We start from the raw sequence: 20,084 nt of genomic DNA, 5'->3' as shown, positions 1-20,084 counted from the left end.
ATAACATGAAAGCTCTTATAATCGGTTTGATAGTTTTGGCGGCAGCCGTAGCTGCCTGCATTCCCCAGGGCCTTGGCTGGTGGGACGAGGTCGTTGTTTTCTTCAAAGGCTTCCTCCCCTTCATAGCCGCCTTCATCGGCCTCATCGCGATCTTCGTAGGCATAGCCGACATGAAGGATAGGGCGGAAGCCAGGAAGGAAGAAGCTGCCGAAAAGAAGGAATAGCCAAGCCGAAGCCAAGCCCGAAGGGCTTGACACAATTGGAAATTCTTTTGTATTATATTAGCTCTCACTCTCTATTGGAACTTTATTCGGGAAGGATATATATGAAGACGATATTTGTAAAACCCGCTGTGATTGAGCGGAAATGGTTCGTGATTGACGCAGCAGGCAAGGCTGTAGGGCGGGTGGCTGCCAAGGCTGCCTCCATTGTGCGGGGCAAGGAAAAGGCTGAGTATGCCCCCCATCAGGAAACTGGCGATTTTGTGGTGATTATCAACGCCGAAAAGGCCCTTATCACAGGCCGAAAAGCCCAGGATAAGCTCTATCATCATCATTCCGGCTATGTAGGCGGCCTCAAGACGGTAACTTACGAAAAATTGCTGGAAAGGCACCCCTGTTCCCCCCTGGAACTGGCGGTTAAAGGCATGCTTCCCAAAGGGCCTTTGGGAAGGAAGCTTGAGAACAACGTAAAAGTCTACCCCGGGGCCGAGCATCCCCATGCTGCCCAGAACCCCCAGGTTATTGAGGTTAAGTAAATGATAAAGAATTTAGGTATTGGAACCGGTCGGAGAAAGACTTCCGTTGCACGGGTGTATCTCCGGGACGGAAGCGGCAAAATCGTCATCAATGGCAAGGAATTGAACCAGTATTTCCCCCAGGGCGAGCATGCCCTCATGGTGCGCCAGCCCCTCATGGTAACTGCCAACGAAAACAAGTTTGATATACTCATCAACGTGTATGGCGGTGGTTCCAATGGCCAGGCAGGCGCCTGCCGCCACGGCATCTCCAGGGCCCTTTGCCAGGTTGACCAGGGGAACTACACAAGCCTCAGGAGCAACGGCTATCTAACCCGTGATCCCCGCATGGTGGAACGCAAAAAGTACGGCCAGGCTGGCGCCCGCAGACGGTTCCAGTTCTCCAAGCGTTAATTGGCGCAGGCTGATTAACATCCGCTCATGCATACGCTAGCTGATCTACGCTAGTTTTGTCCTTTTTCCTGTCTTTTACGCTGCCATGAACCTTGTTTCGCTTAGAACAGAGGCTCAGGGTGGCGATTTTTTTTATAAAATAGGGCTCTCTGACGGCGCCGCCCTTTCCCTAAAGCCCTGTTATTTGGAAGATTATTGTGAAGATCCTTCTTCCTGGGAAACAGGGAAGGAATTTTCCCCCTCCGAAGAGGAGGCTTTGCGTTTTGCAGCCGCCTGCTACAAGGCTGAACAGGCTGGAATGAGGCTTGTCGGTATTGCTGAGCAGACCAGGCTTGGCCTAACCCGCAAATTGGAGCAGAGGGGCCATGAAAGGGCCTGTGTCCAGGCTGTGGTTTCCCGGCTCATAGGCCTGGATCTTGTGAATGACGGGCGGTATGCCGAGTTTTGGCTTCGTTCCAAGCTTGCAAAACGGGGGGGCAAGATCCCGGGGCCGAAGAAGCTTTCCGCATCCCTAAGCGGCAAGGGGGTGGATAGGGATGCCATTTCAGGGGCTTTTGCAAAGGTTCTGGATGAGGAAGCTGAATTTGCCCTGCTGGAGCGTTTTTTGGAGAAAAACCATCCCCAGAATCTCCTGGAAGAGGATGGGTATTCGCTCCGGGGCTTGTTAAAATCCGAAGGGTTTTCGGCTGATGTTCTTAACCGTTATTTCGAGAGATAGCCAAAAATGATGCGTAAATAGCGCTTTTTTTCAAGAATTTTTGATTTTTGATTGCATTTTATCCAATTTAAGATATATTCTTAGTATGGAAAAGACATACTGAAGGTTATCCATACACAGTAACCTTCGAATGAAAGATATTAGTTTTTCATATGTAAAAAGAGGGGGCTCCAACGGAGTTTCAAGGAGTACATCGTGTCCAGGAACGGACGTAGGGTCAAAATTTTCTCTGCTCTTGAAGTGGCAAATATTTGTGGGGTCGTCAACCAGACGGCTATCAATTGGATTAAGAATGGCTACCTAAAAGCCTTTACCACCCCCGGGGGCCAATACCGGATTTACGCCAAGGATCTGGCTGCCTTCCTTGATAAACGGGGTATGGGGGATTCAGGCGAAGCCCTCCAGGTCCTTATGGAGCAGGCGAATTGGGATACCCTCCTGATTGCCTCCAATGACGAGGCTTTGAATAACCGCCTCAAGGAGCAGATCAATGGGCTGCTTCCGAATTATGAGATACTCCAGGCCTTTGATGGTTTTGACGCAGGGCGGCAGCTGGCAGAAGAAAAGCCGGGTTTCGTGCTTTTGGACGCAGCCCTTCCTGGGGTAGATCCATCCAAGCTCATCCGCACAGTCAAGGAAGAGGTGGTTTTTGGGAAGCCCTTTGTGTTCGTTATGGGCACGCCGGGCGCTTCTATTCCCGATACTGCAGACGCTTCTTTTGCAAAGCCTCCTGATTTATCAAAGCTTGCAGAGACCATTGTAAGTTTGGAAAAGCAGCAGCAATCGGCTGCTATTGCCTAGGTTTATCCCAGTTCTGCTGAACGCTTCCAGGCTGCTTCAACAGCTTGCATAACTGTGCCCCTGAAGGCGCCGTTTTCCAGGGCCGCAACCCCGGCAATGGTAGTGCCTCCGGGTGAAGTCACCATATCCTTTAATTCTCCCGGATGCCTGCCTGTCTCCAGAACCATGGCTGCCGACCCTAAAACGGTTTGTGCGGCATAACGCAGGGCCTTGTCCCTGGGGAGGCCGGTGCGGACCCCTCCGTCCGCCAGGGCTTCTATAAAGAGGTAGACAAAGGCGGGGCCTGAGCCTGAAAGGCCGGTTACGGCGTCGAGGTATTTTTCGTCCAGCCTGTCCACAATGCCTGCTGCGGCAAGTATCTTTTCAAGTTCGGCGGTTTTTTCAGGCGGTACTTCCGGCGAGGGGGCCATGACGATAACCCCTTTGGAAATGAGGGCCGGCGTATTGGGCATAATGCGGATCACTGGAACTTTCAGTTCCTTAACCTTTGGTTCCTTAACTTTCAGTTCCTTAACCTTTGGTCCCAGCCCTGCCTGTATTTTGGCTATGGTCCAGCCTGCCGCCATGGATACCACTATGGGGGGGCGGTTTTCGGCTAGGCGATCTTGTATTATTGGGGCGATTTCTTCGAGAACCGCCTGGAGAACCTGGGGCTTCACTGCCAGGAATATGTAATCGCCTTTCTGGGCTGCTATGATGTTGGATGCATAGACCCCAGCCCCCAGGGCTTTGGCTGCGGCTTCCGCCTTAGCCTTGTCCGCATCCGCATAGCCGATGTTTCTGGCTCCCACAATATCCGCAGCTCCCTTCATCAGGGCGCCGCCCATGTTTCCGCTTCCTATGCAAGCAATGGTTATATCCATGTGTTCCTCACTTTTTGTTGTTGATTCAGCTTACCAAAAAGGCTGTTCCCTGTTGTTTGCCTGCGGCCAGGGCTTCGAGCATACGGGGCTTGCCTCCGTGGGCAATGATGGTGGGTATGCCGTAGGGCAGGGCCTGTTCCGCCGCCAAAAGTTTGGTGGCGATGCCGCCGGTACCGAAATTGTTGGTTCCCCCGATGGCGATGGACTTCCGTATCTCCGCAATGTCATTGACGATAGGCACCAGTTCCGCGTCGGGGAATTCTTTGGGGTTCTTGTTGTAGAGCCCATCTATGTCGCTGAAAAGGATGAGGAGATCCGCGCTCCAGAGTATAGCCGACTGGGCAGCCAGGGTGTCGTTCTCGCCGATTTTGATTTCTTCTACAGAGACTGTGTCGTTCTCATTGATGATGGGGATGATGCCCTCGTCCACCAGGGTAAAGAGGGTGTTCCTCATGTTGAGGGTGCGGTTGGAATCGCCGAAGTCGTCCCGGGTCAGGAGTATCTGGGCAATGTGAATGCTGTACTTTTCAAAGGCCCGCCTCCATGCGCCCATGAGTTCAACCTGGCCCACGGCGCAGAGGGCCTGCCTGTAGTGGATGTCCCGTTTCCGCGCCCACTTCCCCATGGTCGAAGTGCCCGCCACTTGTGCCCCGGAAGATACGATGACGATCTGTTTGCCCTTTTTCATCAGTGCCGCTGTTTGTTCCGCCAATTCATCAAGGAAGAAAGTGTTGATTTTACCTTCCTTGTCGGCCAGGGTATTGGAACCGAACTTAAAGACTATTTTCCGCGCGTCTGCGATTAGTTTTGGTATCATCTGCTATGTCCTGATTTGGCCTGAGCCTGATATACGGTACTTTATCGTGGTGAGGGCTTCAAGCCCCATGGGACCCCGGGCGTGGAACTTTTGGGTGCTGATTCCCAGCTCCGCGCCAAAGCCGAATTCCCCGCCGTCGGTAAAGCGTGTTGATGCGTTGGTGTACACGCAGGCTGCGTCCACGCGGTGGCAGAATTCGTCCGCCGCCTTGAGGTCGTTGGTGAGTATGGCCTCCGAGTGGCGGGTGCCGTATTTGTTAATGTGGTTTATGGCTTCGTCCAGGGAATCCACGGTTTTGACAGCCAGAATATAGTCGAGGAATTCGGTTTCCCAATCGGATTCTGTTGCATCTTTTAAGATAAGGCCCTGAGGCGGCGTTCCAATGGCTGCTCTGGCGCCAGCATCGCAGCGGAGTTCCGCCTTGCCTGTAAGCCGCGCGGCAAGGGCGGGCATGAGGACGCTTAATGCGCTGCGGTGTACTAAGACAGTTTCTACGGCGTTGCAGGCGCCGGGCTTTTGGAGTTTGGCATTTTCGATGATGTCCACAGCGTTGGGAATGTCCGCGCTGGGTTCCACGTAGATGTGGCAGTTGCCTTCGCCGGTTTCTATGACCGGTACTCTGGCATTGTCCACTACATGGCGTATCAGATCCTTTCCACCCCGTGGAAGCACCGCGTCGATCAAGCCTCGTGCAGCAAGGATTTCGTCCACCTCGCCGCGGCTGCCTGAAGCGGCAAGTTCTACAGCCCCGGGAATGCCGCCGCCTGCTTCAAGGCCCTGCTTGATGGCTTTGACCAGGGCCTTGTTGGATTCCAGGGCTGCGGAAGAACCCCGGAGCAGGATGGCACAGCCCGCCTTATAGGCCAGGCTAAAGGCATCGGCAGTAACATTGGGCCTTGATTCGTAGATGATGGCGATAACCCCCAGGGGTACCGCCATTTGTTCTATGAGGAGGCCGCTGGGTGTCCGCCAGCCCGCCTTGATTCTGCCTATGGGATCTTCCTGGCCAATGACGGTTTCAAGTCCTTCTATAATGGAGTCTATGCGTTTTTCATTCAATAAGAGCCGGTCGAGGAGACTGTCTTTCATGCCGCCGGAACGGGCCTTTTCAACATCAAGGGCATTGGCGGCGAGTATCTCTTTGCGATTTTTATTGATAACCTTGCTGACTTCTCCGAGGGCAGCGTCTTTGGTACTGCGGCTTTGCAGGGCCAGCTTTGCCTGGGCTTCTTTTAATGATGAAAATAGTTGTATCATACTTTATTCTATATGAAAAATATAAGAATTATTACCCCTCTTCTCCTCTTGTTGGCGTTCTTAAGTGCCTGCGCCGGCCGACCCGCCATCAGGCAGGAAGCTCTTCCTGAAGATTCCCTCATTGAGGAAATTCCCCCGCCTGAAGTAATCATCCCCGTAATGGAACGCATAGCCTTGCAGGTTAAGCGGAATGGTGATGAAATCACCAAGTATTTTGTACTTGATGACGAAGGGGACATTTCGGTGATGGCGGAAATTTCAGACCCCACAGGGGATTACAGCATTGTGTATGATCTTGGAGCCGAGGACTTAAGGGTACGTTTTAAAATTACTGAAAAAGAAACAGAAGCCTTTCTCGAAGACAGCTTTATCTGGATTCCGTCAGCAGGGAGCGCCGGGATACTTTTGGGTTTTGATGATGACTATATGGAAACCTGGGAGCAGTACTTTGATCTTTTTGCCAAGTATGATGCGAAGGTTACGTTTTTTGTGCAGGGTGAATTCTGCCCCTTCTGTCTTGAGGCCCTAAAGCGGGGACATGATGTGGGCTATCATACCTTGCATCACAAGGATCTCCGCAAGCTGACAAGGGATATTTTTATGGAGGAGACGGTTTCCAGGATTGCCGCTTTCCGTGAGGCCGGAGTACCCCTTAGTTCCTTCGCATACCCCTTTGGATTTTCTGAGCCCTGGATGCATCAAATTCTGTTGGAACATTTTGCCCTGGTCCGGGGCTACGGAACTACCTACAGGCTGTACGATGAAGAAGGGATCAACACAAGGTATATCAGTTCAAGGGCCATCGACAACACGGTAATCAAGGGCGATGAACATTTCGATCGCTCTATAGCCCTCATGTTGAGAACGGTTAAATTTTTAGGAAAGGGTTTTGTACTGCCCCTTACTACCCACACTATTTCTGAAAGCGCAGCCTGGGGTATCAGCCCCCGGCGGCTTGAATATCTCTTAAAAACCGCAGGGGATCTGAAATTGAATTTTTACCTTTACAGCGATTTTGCCAAAGACCGGAGTGTGTCTCCGGTAACGCGGTAGGTAGTCCATTCTGAAAGGGGCACGGCGCCCTGACTTTTGTAAAAGGCGATGGAAGGTTCGTTCCAGTTGAGGCAGGCCCATTCGAGCCTTCCGCAGTCCCGTTCCGCTGCAAGTTTTGCCATATAGAGGAGCAGGATTTTCCCCAGGCCCTTTCCCCTGAATTCGGGTTTGACAAAAAGGTCTTCAATATAAATGCCTGGTTTTCCCATAAAGGTTGAATAATTATGGAAGAAAAGCGCGAAACCCGCAGGTTTGCCCTGGTATTCGCAAATTACGGTTTCAGCCCTTCTATCCTTAAAAAGTGTTTTGCGCAATCCTTCTTCGGTGGCAGTAACTTTGTCCAAAAGATGTTCGTATTCTGCCAGGGCTTTTACGAATTCCAGGATGAGGGGTACGTCTTCCTCCGCTGCAAAGCGCAGCCTGATATCGGCGTTAATGGTGATGGAAACAGATGACATAAAGGCTCCTTTTCTCTTATTATATCAGTATGAATCAAAATAAGGGAATAATCCTGGTAACCCTGCCTAACGAGCGTTTCGGCAGTATAGAAATGGAAGCGCTGCGGAGTCAGGCCGAAGGCAGGGAGATAATCCACGCACTGGACAGGCCTGAAATGGAAAAATATCTGGATCAGACCGAAATTCTCATTGGGTTCGGGCCCTGGGATCTTCCGGCAAAAATGCCAAATCTGCGCTGGTTTCAGCTTTGGGGCGCCGGAGTGGACGGTCTTGTTGCCCATCCTGAATTAAAGGACCATGCAGTGAGCATTACCAATACTTCGGGCATGCATCGTGATCAGCTCACCGAGCATATTTTCGGCATGATACTCTCAAGAAACCGCTTTTTCCCCAAAGTTTTTGCAGCCCAGAAAAAGCATGAGTGGGTGCATCCCAAGGATTCTGAAACTGATGTTTTAGCGGGCAAGACCATGCTTATCATTGGGTATGGCGCGATAGGCGAGCAGACTGCCATAGCGGCGAAGGCCTTTGGTATGAAGGTCATTGGCATACGCAGGCATCCTGCAAATCCCGGCGCCGATGTGCGTATCGAAACTATGGATAAGCTGGGCGAACTTCTTGGCGAGGCTGACTATGTGGTGAACATACTCCCTTTTACCGAAGAGACCAAAGGCATTTTGGGCAAAAAAGAATTTAACCTCTTTAAGCGCGGAGCCGTGTATGTGAATGTGGGCCGAGGCCCCACCAATGATGAGGCTGCCATGATGGAAGCCCTTAAATCCGGCCGGCTTGCCGCAGCGCTTTTGGACGTTACTTCTGTGGAGCCCCTGCCAAAGGACTCCCCTCTTTGGGATATGGAAAATGTGATCATCACTCCCCATTATGCGGGGACCAGAAATAATTATGCGGCCTTTGCCATGGAGATAACTTTGGAAAATTTGAAACGGTACAATAAAGGACAGCCCCTCGAGCATCTGGTGGACAAAAAAGCGGGGTATTAGCCGCTGTTTATTGATACATCACGATATAGGGCCGGGGATCAAGGGCGAATACTTCTTTCGGCGTGAGGAGGGGACTGTCAAAGCCCGCTCCGGGTATACCGAAGTTGTAAAACAACTTAAAGCCTTTTACGGGCATGTTGGATGCCTGTGCGTTAAAAGCATAAGCCTGCCTTTTGATGTTGGGGTTTCCGAAGCCATCGGCACAGTGCACGAGACGTACCCTTCCAAAGCCTGAGTCAACATTTTCCCTGCTCGAAATCATGCGGTAATTAAACTGGTGTATCACCAAAAGCCTTTCGCCGGGAATGTGGTTCTCGATGATGTATTCTTCCATCACCTTCTGTGCCTGGTTCACCTCATCCGCAGTGACAGTGCCAATCTCTACCATGGGCTTGGTGGTGCGCCATTCGGGGTCCAGGGCCAAATGAACATTGGGATACCTGAGCCAGGGGAGCATCCTCTTGAGGGAGTCCACAGGGGTGTAGCGGCCTATCTGATGATCAATGAATATCAATATATCGTTTTCAAGGGCGAACTCAATGTACTCTTTTAAAATCGATTCCCGTATGATGCCTATCTCGCCTTCGGGCCATACGGTTCCGAATATGATGTAGAAAGCCTTGCGCACTCCCCGTCCGCCGCCGGCTGCACGGTATTCTTCAGCAAGGGCGGTGAGTTTTTCGTTCAGTTCTTCTTTGGTAAAGCGGCCAAGGATCCCCATGTTTTTTGAAAGGGGGTGGCCGTAAAAGGCCAGTATATCATTGTTGAGGAGCATGGAACCTGTCTCCTGAGAGCGGGCAACCAGGCTTGCATATTCAGCTTCCGTATAGACCCAGTAGGGCCTTGCAGCTTCCCTGGCGTTTTGTGTATCAATATAATCCATCTGGAAAGCCCAGGGGAAAAGGGGCCGCGCATCCCGTGCCTGTTCAGCGCCTGCCGAGAGGGGCAGGGTATAGCCCTGGGCGAAAAGGGCCGGGCTTAAGCCCCCGGAAAGAATTGAGAGTAAAATCAAACCTAAAAAAAGGCGTTTGTTTGACGAACAGGAGATCATGGTTCTTGATTATCGGCATAAAAAGCGAAAATGATGAGCGGAAGATTTTTAAGCAGAAAGAACCAGAAACCGGATCAAGTGTATTCCAGTTCTTCTTCCACTTCTTTGAGCCTTTTGTTGAGGGACGCAATGGTCCGTTCCAGGCGCTGCTTTTCTTTTTCCAGCCGCTCTCTGGGGTCTTCATCAACTGGTTTTTCCCGGGCAGCAATTTTCACCATGTCCGGACTTTTGCCCTTGATGAGGGAGGCTTGGGCTTCCTCGCGCTTTTCCTCATTTTTGATGCCCGCAAGGAAGCGCATATTGTCGGCCCCGGTTTCGGGGTTAAGATTGTACTGGTGCATGCGTATGGCAAGATTTGCCGCTGCCCTGGGAATGCGGAGCACCCTGTCGATATAATCCTCCCAGCGGCCCCCCGCCTCGATACAGAGATCGTGGGCTTTGAGGAGCTGCATGCCCAGGTCTTTTACGAGGCTGCCGTTTTCCTTGAGGTATTTTTTCCTGATGGTCTCGGTAAGTTCGGCAAGTTCCTTTGAACCGTCAAAAACATTTTTATAGATCTTTTTAGCTTCGGCCTTTTCAAGGAGATCGTGGAGTATGGCCCAGAACTCGGCAGTGTGGGCCTTGGCGGAAAGGGTGCCGCCCCTGGCGCATGCGTGGAGGTGGTGGGCGTATTCGTGGATCGCCGTGTAGAGGAGGAGGTTGTCACCCGCCCCATCCTGATCGAAATTACGGTTATGGATGAGTATTTCCCTTGTGTCAGGTTTATAGAGGCCGTTTACTCTTTTGCTTTTCTTCCCCGAAAAGAGAAGGGTAAAATCCAGAGGGGCGTCTTCTATTGCGAGGAGTTGTTTTTTTACGTGATCCTGATTCATAAAGGGATCTTAGCCCAGGACGCCGGTTTTTTCCAGAGCCAGGATAGCAGCAGCCGTGCAGGCTGTTTCGGTGCGCAAGGCCCGGTCTCCCATGGAAAGCCGCAAAAAACCCGCAGCTTCAAGCTTGTCCCGTTCGGCGTCGGACCAGCCCCGTTCGGAGCCCACAGCCAGAACCATGGATTGGCCCAGGGCGCTCAAGTTTGCAAGGGTTCCTTCGGGCCGCACGTTGTCCGCCGCAATCAGAATGGGGCTCCGGTTTTTGCTGAGCCCGGCTGCGTAAATATTCCAGCTAAAATCCGAAGTATGCTCAGGGGACTGGGGTTTGTCCCAGGGCCGTTCCCCCAGCCATTCATCAAGGCTCGTGTATGCTGAAAGCAGAGGTATGCGGGTGTCCCGTGCCTGCACCGCCCCCTCGATAAGGGCAGCCCTGGCGCCCCCGTCGGTGAGGAGCTTTGTATCCCGGTAACTTTTTTCTCCCAACTCGGTGCCGATGAGATCGATGGCTTCAAGCCCCAGATTGGAAAGATCCCTTAAAATGCGGCGTATCTGTATGGGACGCGGAAAACCCACTGCAAGGCGTACGGGATAACGGGGCGGGGGAGCTTCCTTGAGATCAAGGATGTAGACAATAGAACCGTCGAACTTGATATCCTCAATGAAGCCCGTCCCCACATTGCCGCCCAGGAGTCCTGCGTCAAAAGAATCCCCCGCTTTTTTGCGCAGCACCTTGAGGAGGTGGATAGTCCTTTCATCCCGCCTGGGCAGGGGCTTTCCCATTTCGTGGGGCTCAAAGAGAATGATATTCACAGGGGGAGTATAGCACAGAAAGGGGGAAATAGGCATACTCGTTTTATGAGTAGAATGTCCAAATTTGCCAATATGAGTTCAGTTCGAAGCGATGCCGAAGCTTCAGGTTTAAAAGAAGCCGCCAGGATCGCCATCGATGTCTCCCTCAAGGTAAAACCTGATGAGCAGGTTTTGATAGTGTCCAACCCCGAGGCCGATGTTGCGGCAATCGCCGAGGCTCTCTACGATGCAGCCCTTGACGCCGGAGCTTCGCCGAGCCTCATCTTCCAGCCGGTGAAAACCCAGATGGATTTTGCAGAGCCGGCGGTGATAGCTGCCTTCGACGCAAGGCCCAAGGTGTTCATTTCGTTAAGCGCAGAAAAATTGGGCAAAGACCCGAAAGGTTTTGCCTCGCCTTATGAATATAAAGGTTCCAAATGGGATCATGTTTTTCATCTCCAGCTTTACGGAGAGAAGAACTGCCGGGCCTTTTGGTCCCCATCCACCACCATCGAATCGTTTGTCCGCACTGTTCCTATTGATTACGATCTCCTCAAAAAGCGCTGCTATATTATCAAAACTTTTCTTGACGAAGCGGTTCGAGTCCATGTTACAGCCCCCGGCGGTACAGATATAATGGTAGGCTTAAAAGACCGCAAAGCCCATTCGGATGACGGCGATTTTTCGGCCGGCGGCAGGGGCGGTAATCTCCCCGCAGGCGAATCCTTCATCTCCCCGGAAAATGGAACCTGCCAGGGTTTAATTGTTTTCGACGGTTCCATCAGCCTCCACGACGGCGATATTGTGATCAATGACCCCATACGCTGCACTCTCGAAAAAGGCTTTGTCACCGACATCAAGGGCGGAGAAGAAGCAGCCGAACTTAGGCGCACCATTGAGCTTGCAGAGCTGAATGCCAGGGATTATGAAAGGCTTGGGCAAATACCCCAGGGCGCAGGGAAACTATACGCCAAAAATTCCCGCAACATCGGTGAACTCGGCATAGGCCTTAACCCCGCAGCCAGAATATCGGGCCGCATGCTCGAAGACGAAAAAGCCTTCAGCACCTGCCACTTTGCCATAGGCCACAATTACGATAACGATGCCCCTGCATTGATACACTTGGACGGTCTTGTAAAAAATCCGACCATTGTAGCAATCAGCAAAGACGGAAAAGAAACAGTCATAGAAAAAGACGGCACATTAATAGAAGAAATCCATTAAGCCCCTCTTTTCCTTTGTGCGGTTTTGTGTGCTTTTCTGCAAAAGGCCCTGGTCAAAGCCCGTAAGATTTAAGCTTGTTAAGTATAGTCTTGCGGCTCAGTCCCAATATCTCCGCAGCCCTGGTACGGTTCCCGTTGCAGCGGGCAAGGGCTTCGAGGATGGCCTTCTTCTCAATATCTTCCATTGAGACAGGCTGGGCAAGAGGCTTGTCTTTCATTGATGTATCCCCTGTTTGGGTAGAAGTTTCTGCCGCCCCCTGCATGCAGCAGGTTCCCTGGTTCCGGGATGCCGGGTTTCCCTTGTGCAAGTCGATATCTTCGGTTTTTATACTATTGCCCCCGCAGTAAATCAAAGCCCGCTCAAGGATGTTTTCCAGTTCCCGCACATTGCCAGGGAAAGGATATGCTGCAAGGCTTTCCATAACGCCTTTATCCAGTTCCGGTTTTGCCCTGCCCATGCGGGCGCAGAGCTTGGAAAGGATATGATCCGTAAGGAGGGGGATGTCTTCTATTCTTTCCCGCAAGGGCGGAAGGCTTAAGCGGAAAACATTTAATCGGTAATAGAGATCTTCCCTGAAGCGCCCTTCTTTTATCAAAACTTCCAGATCCCTGTTGGTAGCAGAAATAATCCTGGCATTTATGGGAATATCGCTGTTGCCACCAAGCCGGCGGACTTTCTTTTCCTGAAGCACCCGTAAGAGCTTGACCTGGAGCGCCATGGGCATTTCCCCGACTTCGTCAAGGAAAATGGTACCCCTGCCTGCAAGTTCAAAAAGGCCCTGCTTGCGGCCCGCAGCCCCGGTGAAGCTTCCTTTTTCGTGGCCAAAGAGTTCACTCTCCATGAGGCCCTCGTGTATGCCCCCTATGTTCACTGCCACAAAAGGCTCTCCATTCTGGGGGCTTCGGTTGTGTATTTCCCTGGCAGCCACTTCTTTGCCAGTGCCGCTCTCACCGGTAATTAGAACAGTTACATCAGTGGAGGCGATTTTTCCTATCTGCTCAAGGAGGCGTTTTACTGCGGGGGTTTGGCCTATAAATGTTTCTTCAAGCCCCGCTGTGCGTTTTTCGGCTTCTATGACATTTTCGCGGCGCTTGTTTTCTACCAGGGCATGGATCTTGATGATGAGTTCCGCAGGATCAAAGGGTTTTACGAGGTAATCCCTTGCCCCTGTTTTGAGGGCTGCCACTGCATCGGCTATCTGGCCGTGGGCAGAAATCATGATAGCCGGTGCAAGGATTCCCCGCTGCTGCATTTTTTCTAGGGCTTCCTGCCCGCTCATGCCTGGCAGCTTGAGGTCCAGCACCACTGCGTCAAAGCTTTCCTTTTCCAGGCAGTCCAGGGCTGCTTCGGCTGTTTCAGCCCCCTCCGATTCGATGCCTTCAAGGCTTAGGTATTTTTTGAGAGATTCCCTGATGTTTTTTTCGTCATCCACAATCAGCACCCGCATGCCTTCCCCCTTATTCGTTTAAAGATTCTACAAATGCAGGGAACACGGCTTTGGCTTCTGCGCCGCCTCCCTCACGGTTTTCCAATGCGATGGATCCGCCTGCTGCTTCGGTAAAGCGTTTGCTGATGGAGAGGCCGATGCCTGTGCCTGTGCTCTTTCTTGTAAAGAAGGGATCGAAGATGCGGCCCAGATCTTCACCGGCAATGCCAATCCCTCTGTCGCTGACAGTAACAGTAACAGTATTGCCCACATGGACAACCAGGGTTTCCACCATATCCCGGGGTCCGCCGCTTTCGAGGGCATTGCGTATCAAGTTCTCAAATACCGAGCGGAGCCTTTCGGGATCGGCAAGGATCATTGCGGTTTTATCCGAAGCGGGGGAGGCCAAGTCCTTCCCGCAGAGCCTGCGCCCTGTTTCAGCCACAAGTTCAGCTATGTTCAACGGTACAGGGTTTCCTTTTGCCTCCCGCAGATAATCGTTAACCCGATAGGTAAGGGCCGAAAGGCGGTCAACTTCTTCGTTGATAATGGCAACTTCTTCTTTGCCATTCCCGGGGCAGAGCTTTTCCAAAATCCCTGTCTGGAGCCGTATGGACGAAAGGGGGTTTTTGATTTCATGGGCCAGGGTGGAAGCGGCGGTTCCGAGCACTACCAGGTTTTTTTGGGATTCAATCCTGTCCCGGTATTCACGGTTCCGTATGTAGAGATGACGCATGTAGATAATCAGCACAAGAAAAGCCGCAATAAAAAGGGACCCCAATATGGCAGTGGAACTCCTGGTCCGCCAATATGCAGGGTGGGTAATATCAATATAGTAATACTTCCCGGAAAACAGGAAATTAAAAAACCAGGGGCCTCCCTGCCCCATGGCAAAGCGCTGCCCCGCCTGGTTGTCGCCCGGTTTCTTTTCCCATGGTTTTTGGATGGACGGGGACATAGGGGGCTCACGTTCGGTATGGAGAATAAATTTTATTGAATGGCTTTTTGGATCGATTATGGTATAGCGCCCGTTCCGGTTTCCCGGGATTTTTTTATCAAGGCTCCCTTCGTCGAACACAGCAGGTGTTTTTCCCCATTGGTACAGGGGGAGAAGATCGCTGCCATAAACCGCGAATCCTGCGATTCTCTCCTTGAGGATCGGGTTGGATTCAATGGCCGATCCAAAATCATCATAATCCCTGAGGCTGGTAAACAGCATATTGAGGAGCCGTTCATTGTCATTGTCGCGTATAAGCCGGGCCCTGTCCCGGAAGTTGAAGATAGTAAAAACCACGAGAGCCGAAACGAGAATCCAGCTTAAAATTGCAGCTGTCCACGAAGACGCTTTTATAGGTACTTTCACTATTCTATTTATATAGCAAGAATCATGCCAAGCCAAGATACGGCGATTTTGACATTTTTTGGTACATATTATGGTAGAATTCTAAAAAAATGCGGGGAAATTTTACCCGTTCCAGGGGGTACGGGTAATTTTTACACAAGGGGATCATGGATAAAGGTAAAGTATTTTAAGGCAAATTTTGCTGACGAAAAGGCCCCGGCAAGAGGCGCGGATGCCCTGCCTTGGTAGGGCTTGCAAGTTATTGAAAACCTTGCTATATTACAACAATTAGCGGAGTCTATTGCGTTTTATAGACAAGGGAACCTCGACCGCGGGTTCAAGGAGTAGATAGAAGTATGGGCATCGATATCACCAAGATGCGGAATATCGGGATTAGCGCGCACATCGATTCGGGGAAAACGACCCTTTCTGAGCGTATTTTGTTCTATTGCGACAAGATTCATGCCATTCACGAAGTCCGCGGCAAAGACGGCGTGGGGGCCACCATGGACCACATGGAGCTTGAGCGGGAGCGGGGGATCACTATCCAGTCCGCAGCCACCCAGGTTGAATGGAAAGAACACACTATTAATCTCATCGATACACCCGGGCACGTGGACTTCACCATCGAAGTCGAGCGTTCTTTGCGGGTTCTGGACGGGGCAATCCTTGTGCTTTGCGCTGTTGGCGGGGTTCAGTCCCAGTCAATCACCGTGGACCGCCAGCTTAAGAGGTACCATGTCCCCCGTATCGCATTCATCAATAAATGCGACCGTACAGGGGCCAACCCTTTCAAGGTAAAGATTCAGCTTCGCGAGAAGCTCGGCCTCAACGCCGTTCTCATCCAGATTCCCATAGGGCTTGAAGATAAGCTTGAGGGCGTAGTGGATCTTATCACCATGAAGGCCATGTACTTTGACGGCGACCAGGGCACCGAGATCCGCTATGCGGAGATCCCCGCCCACCTCAAGGCTGATGCCGAAAAGTACCGCGAAGAGCTTATCGATGCGGTTTCCCTCTTTTCCGATGAGCTTGCAGAGCACTACCTCTCAGGCGAGGCTGTACCCGAGGATATGATACGGGTAGCCATCCGCAAAGGAACTTTGGCCGAACAGTTTGTCCCGGTCATGGTGGGTTCGGCTTACAAGAACAAGGGTATCCAGGCCCTCTTGGATGGGGTCAACAATTATCTCCCCAATCCTACTGAAGTCAAAAACTATGCCCTTGACCTCGACCACAACGAAGAGCAGAAAGAGCTTTCCTGTGATGACAAAAGTCCCTGCGTAGCCTTGGGCTTCAAGCTTGAAGACGGACAGTACGGCCAGCTCACATACGTCAGAATCTATCAGGGCGCTCTCAAAAAGGGCGATGAGCTTATCAACACCCGTGCCCGCAAGCGCTTCAAGGTGGGGCGTCTTGTGCGTATGCATTCGGATGATATGGAAGATATCACCGAGGGGGCGCCCGGCGATATCGTGGCCCTTTTCGGCGTTGACTGTGCATCGGGCGATACCTTCTGCGGCAGCAGCATCAATTACGCCATGACTTCCATGTACGTGCCTGAACCGGTTATCTCCCTTGCCATCACCCCCAAAGACAAAAAGTCTGCGGATCAGCTGGGAAAGGCCCTTAACCGCTTCACCAAAGAAGATCCTACCTTCCGCACCTATGTGGACGCCGAGTCGAACCAGACCATCGTGCAGGGCATGGGCGAGCTTCACCTTGAAGTGTACATCGAACGCATGAAGCGCGAGTATAAGTGCGAAGTTGATACGGGGAGGCCCCAGGTTGCATACCGCGAGGCTATTTCACAGCGGGCCGATTTCAACTATACCCATAAAAAGCAGACCGGCGGTTCGGGCCAGTACGGGCGTGTCGCAGGCTATATGGAGCCCTACGCCGACGGCGATTACGAATTCGTGGACAATGTGAAAGGCGGCGCCATTCCTACGGAATATGTGCCGAGCTGCGACAAGGGCTTTAAGGAAGCCGTCAAGAGGGGCAGCCTCATCGGGTTCCCCATTGTAAACATACGCTGCGTCATCAACGACGGCCAGAGCCACCCGGTAGACTCTTCGGATATCGCGTTCCAGCTTGCGGCCATCGGCGCCTTCAGGGAAGCCTATGGAAAAGCCAAGCCCGTTATCCTCGAACCTATCATGAAGGTTTCGGTAGAGGGGCCCACTGAATTCCAGGGCAACATCTACGCTTCCATCAACCAGCGGCGGGGCATCATTTCAGCGTCTACCGAAGACGGGACTTTTTCCCGGGTGGATGCCGAAGTCCCCCTGAGCGAAATGTTCGGGTATTCAACGGTGCTGCGTTCCCTTACCCAGGGCAAGGCAGAATTCACCATGGAATTTGAAAAGTACGGGAAGGTTCCCCAAAGCATTTTCGAAGCCCTTACCAAAGAATATGAGGAGAAGCGGCGCAAAGAGCAGGGCCGCTAAATCGTATTAAGGGAACCTCCACCGAAGGTTCAAGGAGTGATTAAATGGTAATATCAGAATTAATAGAACGCAGCCCGGTGCGGGTTTTCATGAAGTCCATACACGGGGGCTTAAAACCCGGCGAGCTGGGGCTCCTTGCTTCCCCCTCGGGCCTTGGCAAGACCTCGGTGCTGGTGCAGATAGCCCTGGACAAATTGATTCAGGGCAAGAAGGTGATTCACATTTCTTTTACCCAGCACACCGATTATGTGCTTGCCTGGTATGAGGATATTTTTGATGAGTTTATCAAAAAGAAGAACCTCGAAAACGAACAGGAAGTAAAAAACGACATAGTCAAAAACCGGGTGCTCATGAAGTTCAACCAGGAAGGGGTTACGGTGGATCAGATCATCCGCAGCCTCAAGGCCATGGTTGCCGACGGCGGCTTCGGCGCAGAATTTGTTATTGTTGACGGGTATGATTTTTCTTCTTCCGATAGCGAGCGCATCGCCAAGGTTAAAGCCTTTGCAAAAGAATTGAATCTTGCTGTCTGGTATAGCTGCACTGTCAAGGGCGGTGCGTCAGAAACCCTTTATGACAAACGGGATATTCCGTTGGTGATCAAGGACTACGCCGATCTCTTTGAAGTGATTGTGGTGCTTGAACCCAAACAGGATCATATTGAACTTACCGTGTCCCGGGACAGGGATGTATACAATCCCGAGCACATGGCTCTGCGCCTTGATCCCAAGACTTTGCTCATACTGGAAGAATAAGCGCAAAACGTTTAATCGCTTCCCCTGCGCCGCCGGAACCGCAGTCTTTGGTTACTGCGTCGGCGGCCTGTTTTAGCTCATCACAGGCATTGCCCATGGCAATGCCTAATCCTGCATAGCGGATCATGTCCAGGTCGTTGACGCTGTCCCCTACAGCAATAGTGTCTTCCTGCCTTATGCCCAGTCTGCCGATGACGGCTTCCATGGCCTTTGCCTTGTTTTCGCCCTTTAGTATGGCCTCTGAATAATCAGAAAAAGCATGAACCTGAAAATAATCCCCTAATAGTTTCTTTTCGTCTTCGGAGACAGCGCCATCCAGGGTCAGCTTGGTGATGAGTTCATTGGGGCAAATGCGCCGGATATCGTCTATGCCGCTTATGGGTATGGGCGGGTTTACTGTATAAGATCTTGAAGCCTTGTTTATAGCATAGCAATTATTTTCGCCTTCAAGAATGCAGCATCGGGAACTGTTAAAATACCAGGAACAGATATCCGCAAGAATCTCTTCCTTAACCCAATTATGGTAAATTGTCCTGCCTTCAAGGAGCACATGGGTTCCTGTCCCTGCGCATATTCCCGAAAGGCAGGGATAATCCAGGAAAAATCGGGGTATATTCGACAAAGCCCTGCCGGTGTTAAGAAAGAAGAGGTGCCCCTGCCTGGCTGCTTCTTCAATCTGATCCAGGTCTTCCCTGAAAGGCCCTTTGCCATGGGTTATAAGGGTGCCGTCAATGTCAAGAAATACTGCCTTGCGTGTATTCATCATGATGATCCATTAATGAGCGACGGCGGTTTTTAAATTTTTCATCATGGACCTTAGCTTCAGGCTCAATATGATAAGCACGATCCCATAGAGTACGCAGCTCCGGTACGCCCAGGCTGCACCTATGAAACGATTCGATATTCCAAAGCCGAATTGCGCAAGGCCGTTCAGGACAAAGGCTATGGAGATAATAGCGGGGCTCATGGCCTGGGCTTTTTCTTTAAAGACGCCTATGCTCACCGCAAGTATAGTGGGGTAGGGCAGGGCAATGAATATGCCCGAAACCGGAAGGAGGTAGATACCGGGCCTCCCCAGGCAGAAGCTTGCAAGAAGCAGGATTGTAGTGATAAAACTCGCAGCAATAGTGACTTTTACATAACCGATTTTTTCAATGAAAAAACCGCCGAATAAGCGGGAGAGGGAATAGAGCAGGAAAAATGCGGATACAAAAGCCGCGCCGGTGGTGGCAGGATCGAGGCCGAACACATCCTGAAGATAAAGACCGCTCCAGGAAATTGAACATGCTTCGATGGAACAGACAAAGCCCATGATGAGGCCGAATATCCACACCATAGGCTCTTTGAGGGCGCGGAATATTGAAATTTGGTCCGGGGCTGTTTCGGTTTTCCGCGCCTCAGGCTGATTCGAAACAGCCTCCTCGTTTTTCATCTTCCCCGGAAATTGAGCGATCATGGAAACAGCGAATAAGATGAAAACCGGAATCAGGGCTATGGGGTACACGTGCTGCCAGCTCAGGCCAAGCTTGTTTATCAAAAACCCTGCCAGCCTGGGGCCTCCTATGGCGCCGAAGCCGAAAAAGAAATGGAGGAAATTCAGCATCAATCCCGAACGCACAGTGAATATGCGGACCCCCATGCCATTGAGGCCGATTTCAAAAAAACCGAACCCTGCCTGCAAGATAAGAAGCAATGCCGCTGCCATCCAAAAGCTTGAAGCAAGATAGAGGGAGGCCATGCCAAGGCTCATGACAATGAAACCGGACGCGATGGTTTTTTTCAGCCCGAAGCGGCTCATGAACATGCCGGGTATGACACAGAAACACACTGCCACAAAAGAGATGAGGGCAGTCATGAGCCCCTGCTCGTAATAAGAAGCGCCGAAGCCATTTTTGATGAGCGGGAAGGTGACGCCCCTCATGCTGCTTACAAAACCGTAAAGGGCAATATCCCCATAGATCACCACAAGAAGCAGGGGGTTGTATTTTTTTTCGGGCATGGGTACAGCATAGTAAACTTGGGGTAGGCTTCACAAGAGCCCCGGGACAGGCTAAAATCCA

Annotated in this window: 21 protein-coding genes; 10 read left to right on the top strand and 11 right to left on the bottom strand. The window is 51.6% G+C overall.

Features of this window, described 5'->3' with window-relative positions; all coding sequences use genetic code 11:
• Positions 1 to 5: 5 nt before the first annotated feature.
• The 5 genes from TREAZ_RS15125 to TREAZ_RS15105 all read left to right on the top strand — a co-directional run bounded on the left by TREAZ_RS15125 (position 6) and on the right by TREAZ_RS15105 (position 2,669).
• Positions 6 to 224, top strand: coding sequence for a hypothetical protein (locus tag TREAZ_RS15125; protein ID WP_015712766.1), 219 nt, complete (start codon positions 6 to 8; stop codon positions 222 to 224).
• A 101-nt stretch (positions 225 to 325) separates the two neighbouring features.
• Positions 326 to 757: a 50S ribosomal protein L13 gene (gene rplM / locus TREAZ_RS15120; protein ID WP_043923142.1), complete on the top strand. Its 432-nt coding sequence runs from the start codon at positions 326 to 328 to the stop codon at positions 755 to 757.
• Positions 758 to 1,150: a 30S ribosomal protein S9 gene (gene rpsI / locus TREAZ_RS15115; RefSeq protein WP_015712764.1), complete on the top strand. Its 393-nt coding sequence runs from the start codon at positions 758 to 760 to the stop codon at positions 1,148 to 1,150.
• Between the two features lie 85 nt (positions 1,151 to 1,235).
• Entirely contained in the window at positions 1,236 to 1,868 is a 633-nt protein-coding gene (locus TREAZ_RS15110; protein WP_015712763.1) for a regulatory protein RecX, read from the top strand.
• A 240-nt stretch (positions 1,869 to 2,108) separates the two neighbouring features.
• Positions 2,109 to 2,669 carry a helix-turn-helix domain-containing protein gene (locus TREAZ_RS15105; protein ID WP_245535044.1) on the top strand — a complete coding sequence of 187 codons (561 nt, stop codon included), beginning with the start codon at positions 2,109 to 2,111 and terminating at the stop codon, positions 2,667 to 2,669.
• A gap of 2 nt (positions 2,670 to 2,671) precedes the next feature.
• Here the strand turns inward: TREAZ_RS15105 and proC are convergent, their stop codons facing one another.
• The 3 genes from proC to TREAZ_RS15090 are packed head-to-tail and all read right to left on the bottom strand — an operon-like array spanning position 2,672 to position 5,606.
• The gene (proC, locus tag TREAZ_RS15100; protein WP_015712761.1) at positions 2,672 to 3,532 is read right to left on the bottom strand and encodes a pyrroline-5-carboxylate reductase; all 861 of its coding nucleotides are present in this window, start codon (positions 3,530 to 3,532) and stop codon (positions 2,672 to 2,674) included.
• A 25-nt stretch (positions 3,533 to 3,557) separates the two neighbouring features.
• Positions 3,558 to 4,349: a glutamate 5-kinase gene (proB, locus tag TREAZ_RS15095; protein ID WP_015712760.1), complete on the bottom strand. Its 792-nt coding sequence runs from the start codon at positions 4,347 to 4,349 to the stop codon at positions 3,558 to 3,560.
• A gap of 3 nt (positions 4,350 to 4,352) precedes the next feature.
• Entirely contained in the window at positions 4,353 to 5,606 is a 1,254-nt protein-coding gene (locus tag TREAZ_RS15090) for a glutamate-5-semialdehyde dehydrogenase (RefSeq protein ID WP_015712759.1), read from the bottom strand.
• A 12-nt stretch (positions 5,607 to 5,618) separates the two neighbouring features.
• On the opposite strand from TREAZ_RS15090, the gene TREAZ_RS15085 reads away from it, so the two are divergent.
• Positions 5,619 to 6,659: a polysaccharide deacetylase family protein gene (locus TREAZ_RS15085; RefSeq protein ID WP_052297700.1), complete on the top strand. Its 1,041-nt coding sequence runs from the start codon at positions 5,619 to 5,621 to the stop codon at positions 6,657 to 6,659.
• Here TREAZ_RS15085 and TREAZ_RS15080 read toward each other — a convergent pair.
• Positions 6,611 to 7,117 carry a GNAT family N-acetyltransferase gene (locus tag TREAZ_RS15080; RefSeq protein WP_015712757.1) on the bottom strand — a complete coding sequence of 169 codons (507 nt, stop codon included), beginning with the start codon at positions 7,115 to 7,117 and terminating at the stop codon, positions 6,611 to 6,613. The two genes, TREAZ_RS15085 and TREAZ_RS15080, sit on opposite strands and share 49 nt — an antisense overlap.
• A 29-nt stretch (positions 7,118 to 7,146) precedes the next feature.
• Here TREAZ_RS15080 and TREAZ_RS15075 point away from each other — a divergent pair, with 29 nt between their 5' ends.
• Positions 7,147 to 8,118, top strand: coding sequence for a D-2-hydroxyacid dehydrogenase (locus TREAZ_RS15075; RefSeq protein WP_015712756.1), 972 nt, complete (start codon positions 7,147 to 7,149; stop codon positions 8,116 to 8,118).
• A gap of 7 nt (positions 8,119 to 8,125) precedes the next feature.
• Here TREAZ_RS15075 and TREAZ_RS15070 read toward each other — a convergent pair whose 3' ends face one another.
• The 3 genes from TREAZ_RS15070 to TREAZ_RS15060 form a co-directional block, all read right to left on the bottom strand.
• The gene (locus TREAZ_RS15070; RefSeq protein WP_245535043.1) at positions 8,126 to 9,130 is read right to left on the bottom strand and encodes a hypothetical protein; all 1,005 of its coding nucleotides are present in this window, start codon (positions 9,128 to 9,130) and stop codon (positions 8,126 to 8,128) included.
• Positions 9,131 to 9,243: 113 nt separating this feature from the next.
• Positions 9,244 to 10,041 carry a hypothetical protein gene (locus TREAZ_RS15065; RefSeq protein WP_043923141.1) on the bottom strand — a complete coding sequence of 266 codons (798 nt, stop codon included), beginning with the start codon at positions 10,039 to 10,041 and terminating at the stop codon, positions 9,244 to 9,246.
• A gap of 9 nt (positions 10,042 to 10,050) precedes the next feature.
• Positions 10,051 to 10,848 carry an RsmE family RNA methyltransferase gene (locus TREAZ_RS15060; RefSeq protein ID WP_043923563.1) on the bottom strand — a complete coding sequence of 266 codons (798 nt, stop codon included), beginning with the start codon at positions 10,846 to 10,848 and terminating at the stop codon, positions 10,051 to 10,053.
• Between the two features lie 45 nt (positions 10,849 to 10,893).
• Between TREAZ_RS15060 and TREAZ_RS15055 the strand changes: the two genes are divergently transcribed.
• The gene (locus TREAZ_RS15055; RefSeq protein ID WP_245535042.1) at positions 10,894 to 12,051 is read left to right on the top strand and encodes an aminopeptidase; all 1,158 of its coding nucleotides are present in this window, start codon (positions 10,894 to 10,896) and stop codon (positions 12,049 to 12,051) included.
• 52 nt (positions 12,052 to 12,103) lie between these two features.
• Here TREAZ_RS15055 and TREAZ_RS15050 read toward each other — a convergent pair whose 3' ends face one another.
• Together TREAZ_RS15050 and TREAZ_RS15045 are read right to left on the bottom strand one after the other, a co-directional pair.
• The gene (locus TREAZ_RS15050) at positions 12,104 to 13,498 is read right to left on the bottom strand and encodes a sigma-54-dependent transcriptional regulator (protein ID WP_015712752.1); all 1,395 of its coding nucleotides are present in this window, start codon (positions 13,496 to 13,498) and stop codon (positions 12,104 to 12,106) included.
• A gap of 10 nt (positions 13,499 to 13,508) precedes the next feature.
• The gene (locus tag TREAZ_RS15045; protein ID WP_043923140.1) at positions 13,509 to 14,840 is read right to left on the bottom strand and encodes a sensor histidine kinase; all 1,332 of its coding nucleotides are present in this window, start codon (positions 14,838 to 14,840) and stop codon (positions 13,509 to 13,511) included.
• Positions 14,841 to 15,175: 335 nt separating this feature from the next.
• On the opposite strand from TREAZ_RS15045, the gene fusA reads away from it, so the two are divergent.
• Positions 15,176 to 17,269: an elongation factor G gene (fusA, locus tag TREAZ_RS15035; protein ID WP_015712749.1), complete on the top strand. Its 2,094-nt coding sequence runs from the start codon at positions 15,176 to 15,178 to the stop codon at positions 17,267 to 17,269.
• A 44-nt stretch (positions 17,270 to 17,313) separates the two neighbouring features.
• Positions 17,314 to 18,024, top strand: coding sequence for a P-loop NTPase family protein (locus TREAZ_RS15030; protein WP_015712748.1), 711 nt, complete (start codon positions 17,314 to 17,316; stop codon positions 18,022 to 18,024).
• On the opposite strand, the gene TREAZ_RS15025 is transcribed toward TREAZ_RS15030, so the two are convergent.
• Entirely contained in the window at positions 18,008 to 18,790 is a 783-nt protein-coding gene (locus TREAZ_RS15025) for an HAD family hydrolase (RefSeq protein ID WP_043923139.1), read from the bottom strand. The genes TREAZ_RS15030 and TREAZ_RS15025 overlap by 17 nt on opposite strands.
• Before the next feature lie 9 nt (positions 18,791 to 18,799).
• On the bottom strand, positions 18,800 to 20,023 hold the full coding sequence (locus tag TREAZ_RS15020; protein WP_015712746.1) for an MFS transporter: 1,224 nt from the start codon (positions 20,021 to 20,023) through the stop codon (positions 18,800 to 18,802).
• Between the last annotated feature and the right edge of the window lie 61 nt (positions 20,024 to 20,084).

The sequence above is a fragment of the Leadbettera azotonutricia ZAS-9 genome (assembly GCF_000214355.1).
Lineage (GTDB): Bacteria > Spirochaetota > Spirochaetia > Treponematales > Breznakiellaceae > Leadbettera > Leadbettera azotonutricia.
The sequence above is the reverse complement of the archived record's forward strand: the minus strand, read 5'-3'. Positions and strand labels throughout refer to the sequence as shown.

Bases quoted from the DNA above. Each gene is read 5' to 3' on its own strand.
- TREAZ_RS15125 (WP_015712766.1), top strand. From the start codon at position 6: ATGAAAGCTCTTATAATCGGTTTGATAGTTTTGGCGGCAGCCGTAGCT.
- rplM (WP_043923142.1), top strand. From the start codon at position 326: ATGAAGACGATATTTGTAAAACCCGCTGTGATTGAGCGGAAATGGTTC.
- rpsI (WP_015712764.1), top strand. From the start codon at position 758: ATGATAAAGAATTTAGGTATTGGAACCGGTCGGAGAAAGACTTCCGTT.
- TREAZ_RS15110 (WP_015712763.1), top strand. From the start codon at position 1,236: ATGAACCTTGTTTCGCTTAGAACAGAGGCTCAGGGTGGCGATTTTTTT.
- proC (WP_015712761.1), bottom strand. From the start codon at position 3,532: ATGGATATAACCATTGCTTGCATAGGAAGCGGAAACATGGGCGGCGCC.
- proB (WP_015712760.1), bottom strand. From the start codon at position 4,349: ATGATACCAAAACTAATCGCAGACGCGCGGAAAATAGTCTTTAAGTTC.
- TREAZ_RS15090 (WP_015712759.1), bottom strand. From the start codon at position 5,606: ATGATACAACTATTTTCATCATTAAAAGAAGCCCAGGCAAAGCTGGCC.
- TREAZ_RS15085 (WP_052297700.1), top strand. From the start codon at position 5,619: ATGAAAAATATAAGAATTATTACCCCTCTTCTCCTCTTGTTGGCGTTC.
- TREAZ_RS15080 (WP_015712757.1), bottom strand. From the start codon at position 7,117: ATGTCATCTGTTTCCATCACCATTAACGCCGATATCAGGCTGCGCTTT.
- TREAZ_RS15075 (WP_015712756.1), top strand. From the start codon at position 7,147: ATGAATCAAAATAAGGGAATAATCCTGGTAACCCTGCCTAACGAGCGT.
- TREAZ_RS15065 (WP_043923141.1), bottom strand. From the start codon at position 10,041: ATGAATCAGGATCACGTAAAAAAACAACTCCTCGCAATAGAAGACGCC.
- TREAZ_RS15055 (WP_245535042.1), top strand. From the start codon at position 10,894: ATGAGTAGAATGTCCAAATTTGCCAATATGAGTTCAGTTCGAAGCGAT.
- TREAZ_RS15050 (WP_015712752.1), bottom strand. From the start codon at position 13,498: ATGCGGGTGCTGATTGTGGATGACGAAAAAAACATCAGGGAATCTCTC.
- fusA (WP_015712749.1), top strand. From the start codon at position 15,176: ATGGGCATCGATATCACCAAGATGCGGAATATCGGGATTAGCGCGCAC.
- TREAZ_RS15030 (WP_015712748.1), top strand. From the start codon at position 17,314: ATGGTAATATCAGAATTAATAGAACGCAGCCCGGTGCGGGTTTTCATG.
- TREAZ_RS15025 (WP_043923139.1), bottom strand. From the start codon at position 18,790: ATGATGAATACACGCAAGGCAGTATTTCTTGACATTGACGGCACCCTT.
- TREAZ_RS15020 (WP_015712746.1), bottom strand. From the start codon at position 20,023: ATGCCCGAAAAAAAATACAACCCCCTGCTTCTTGTGGTGATCTATGGG.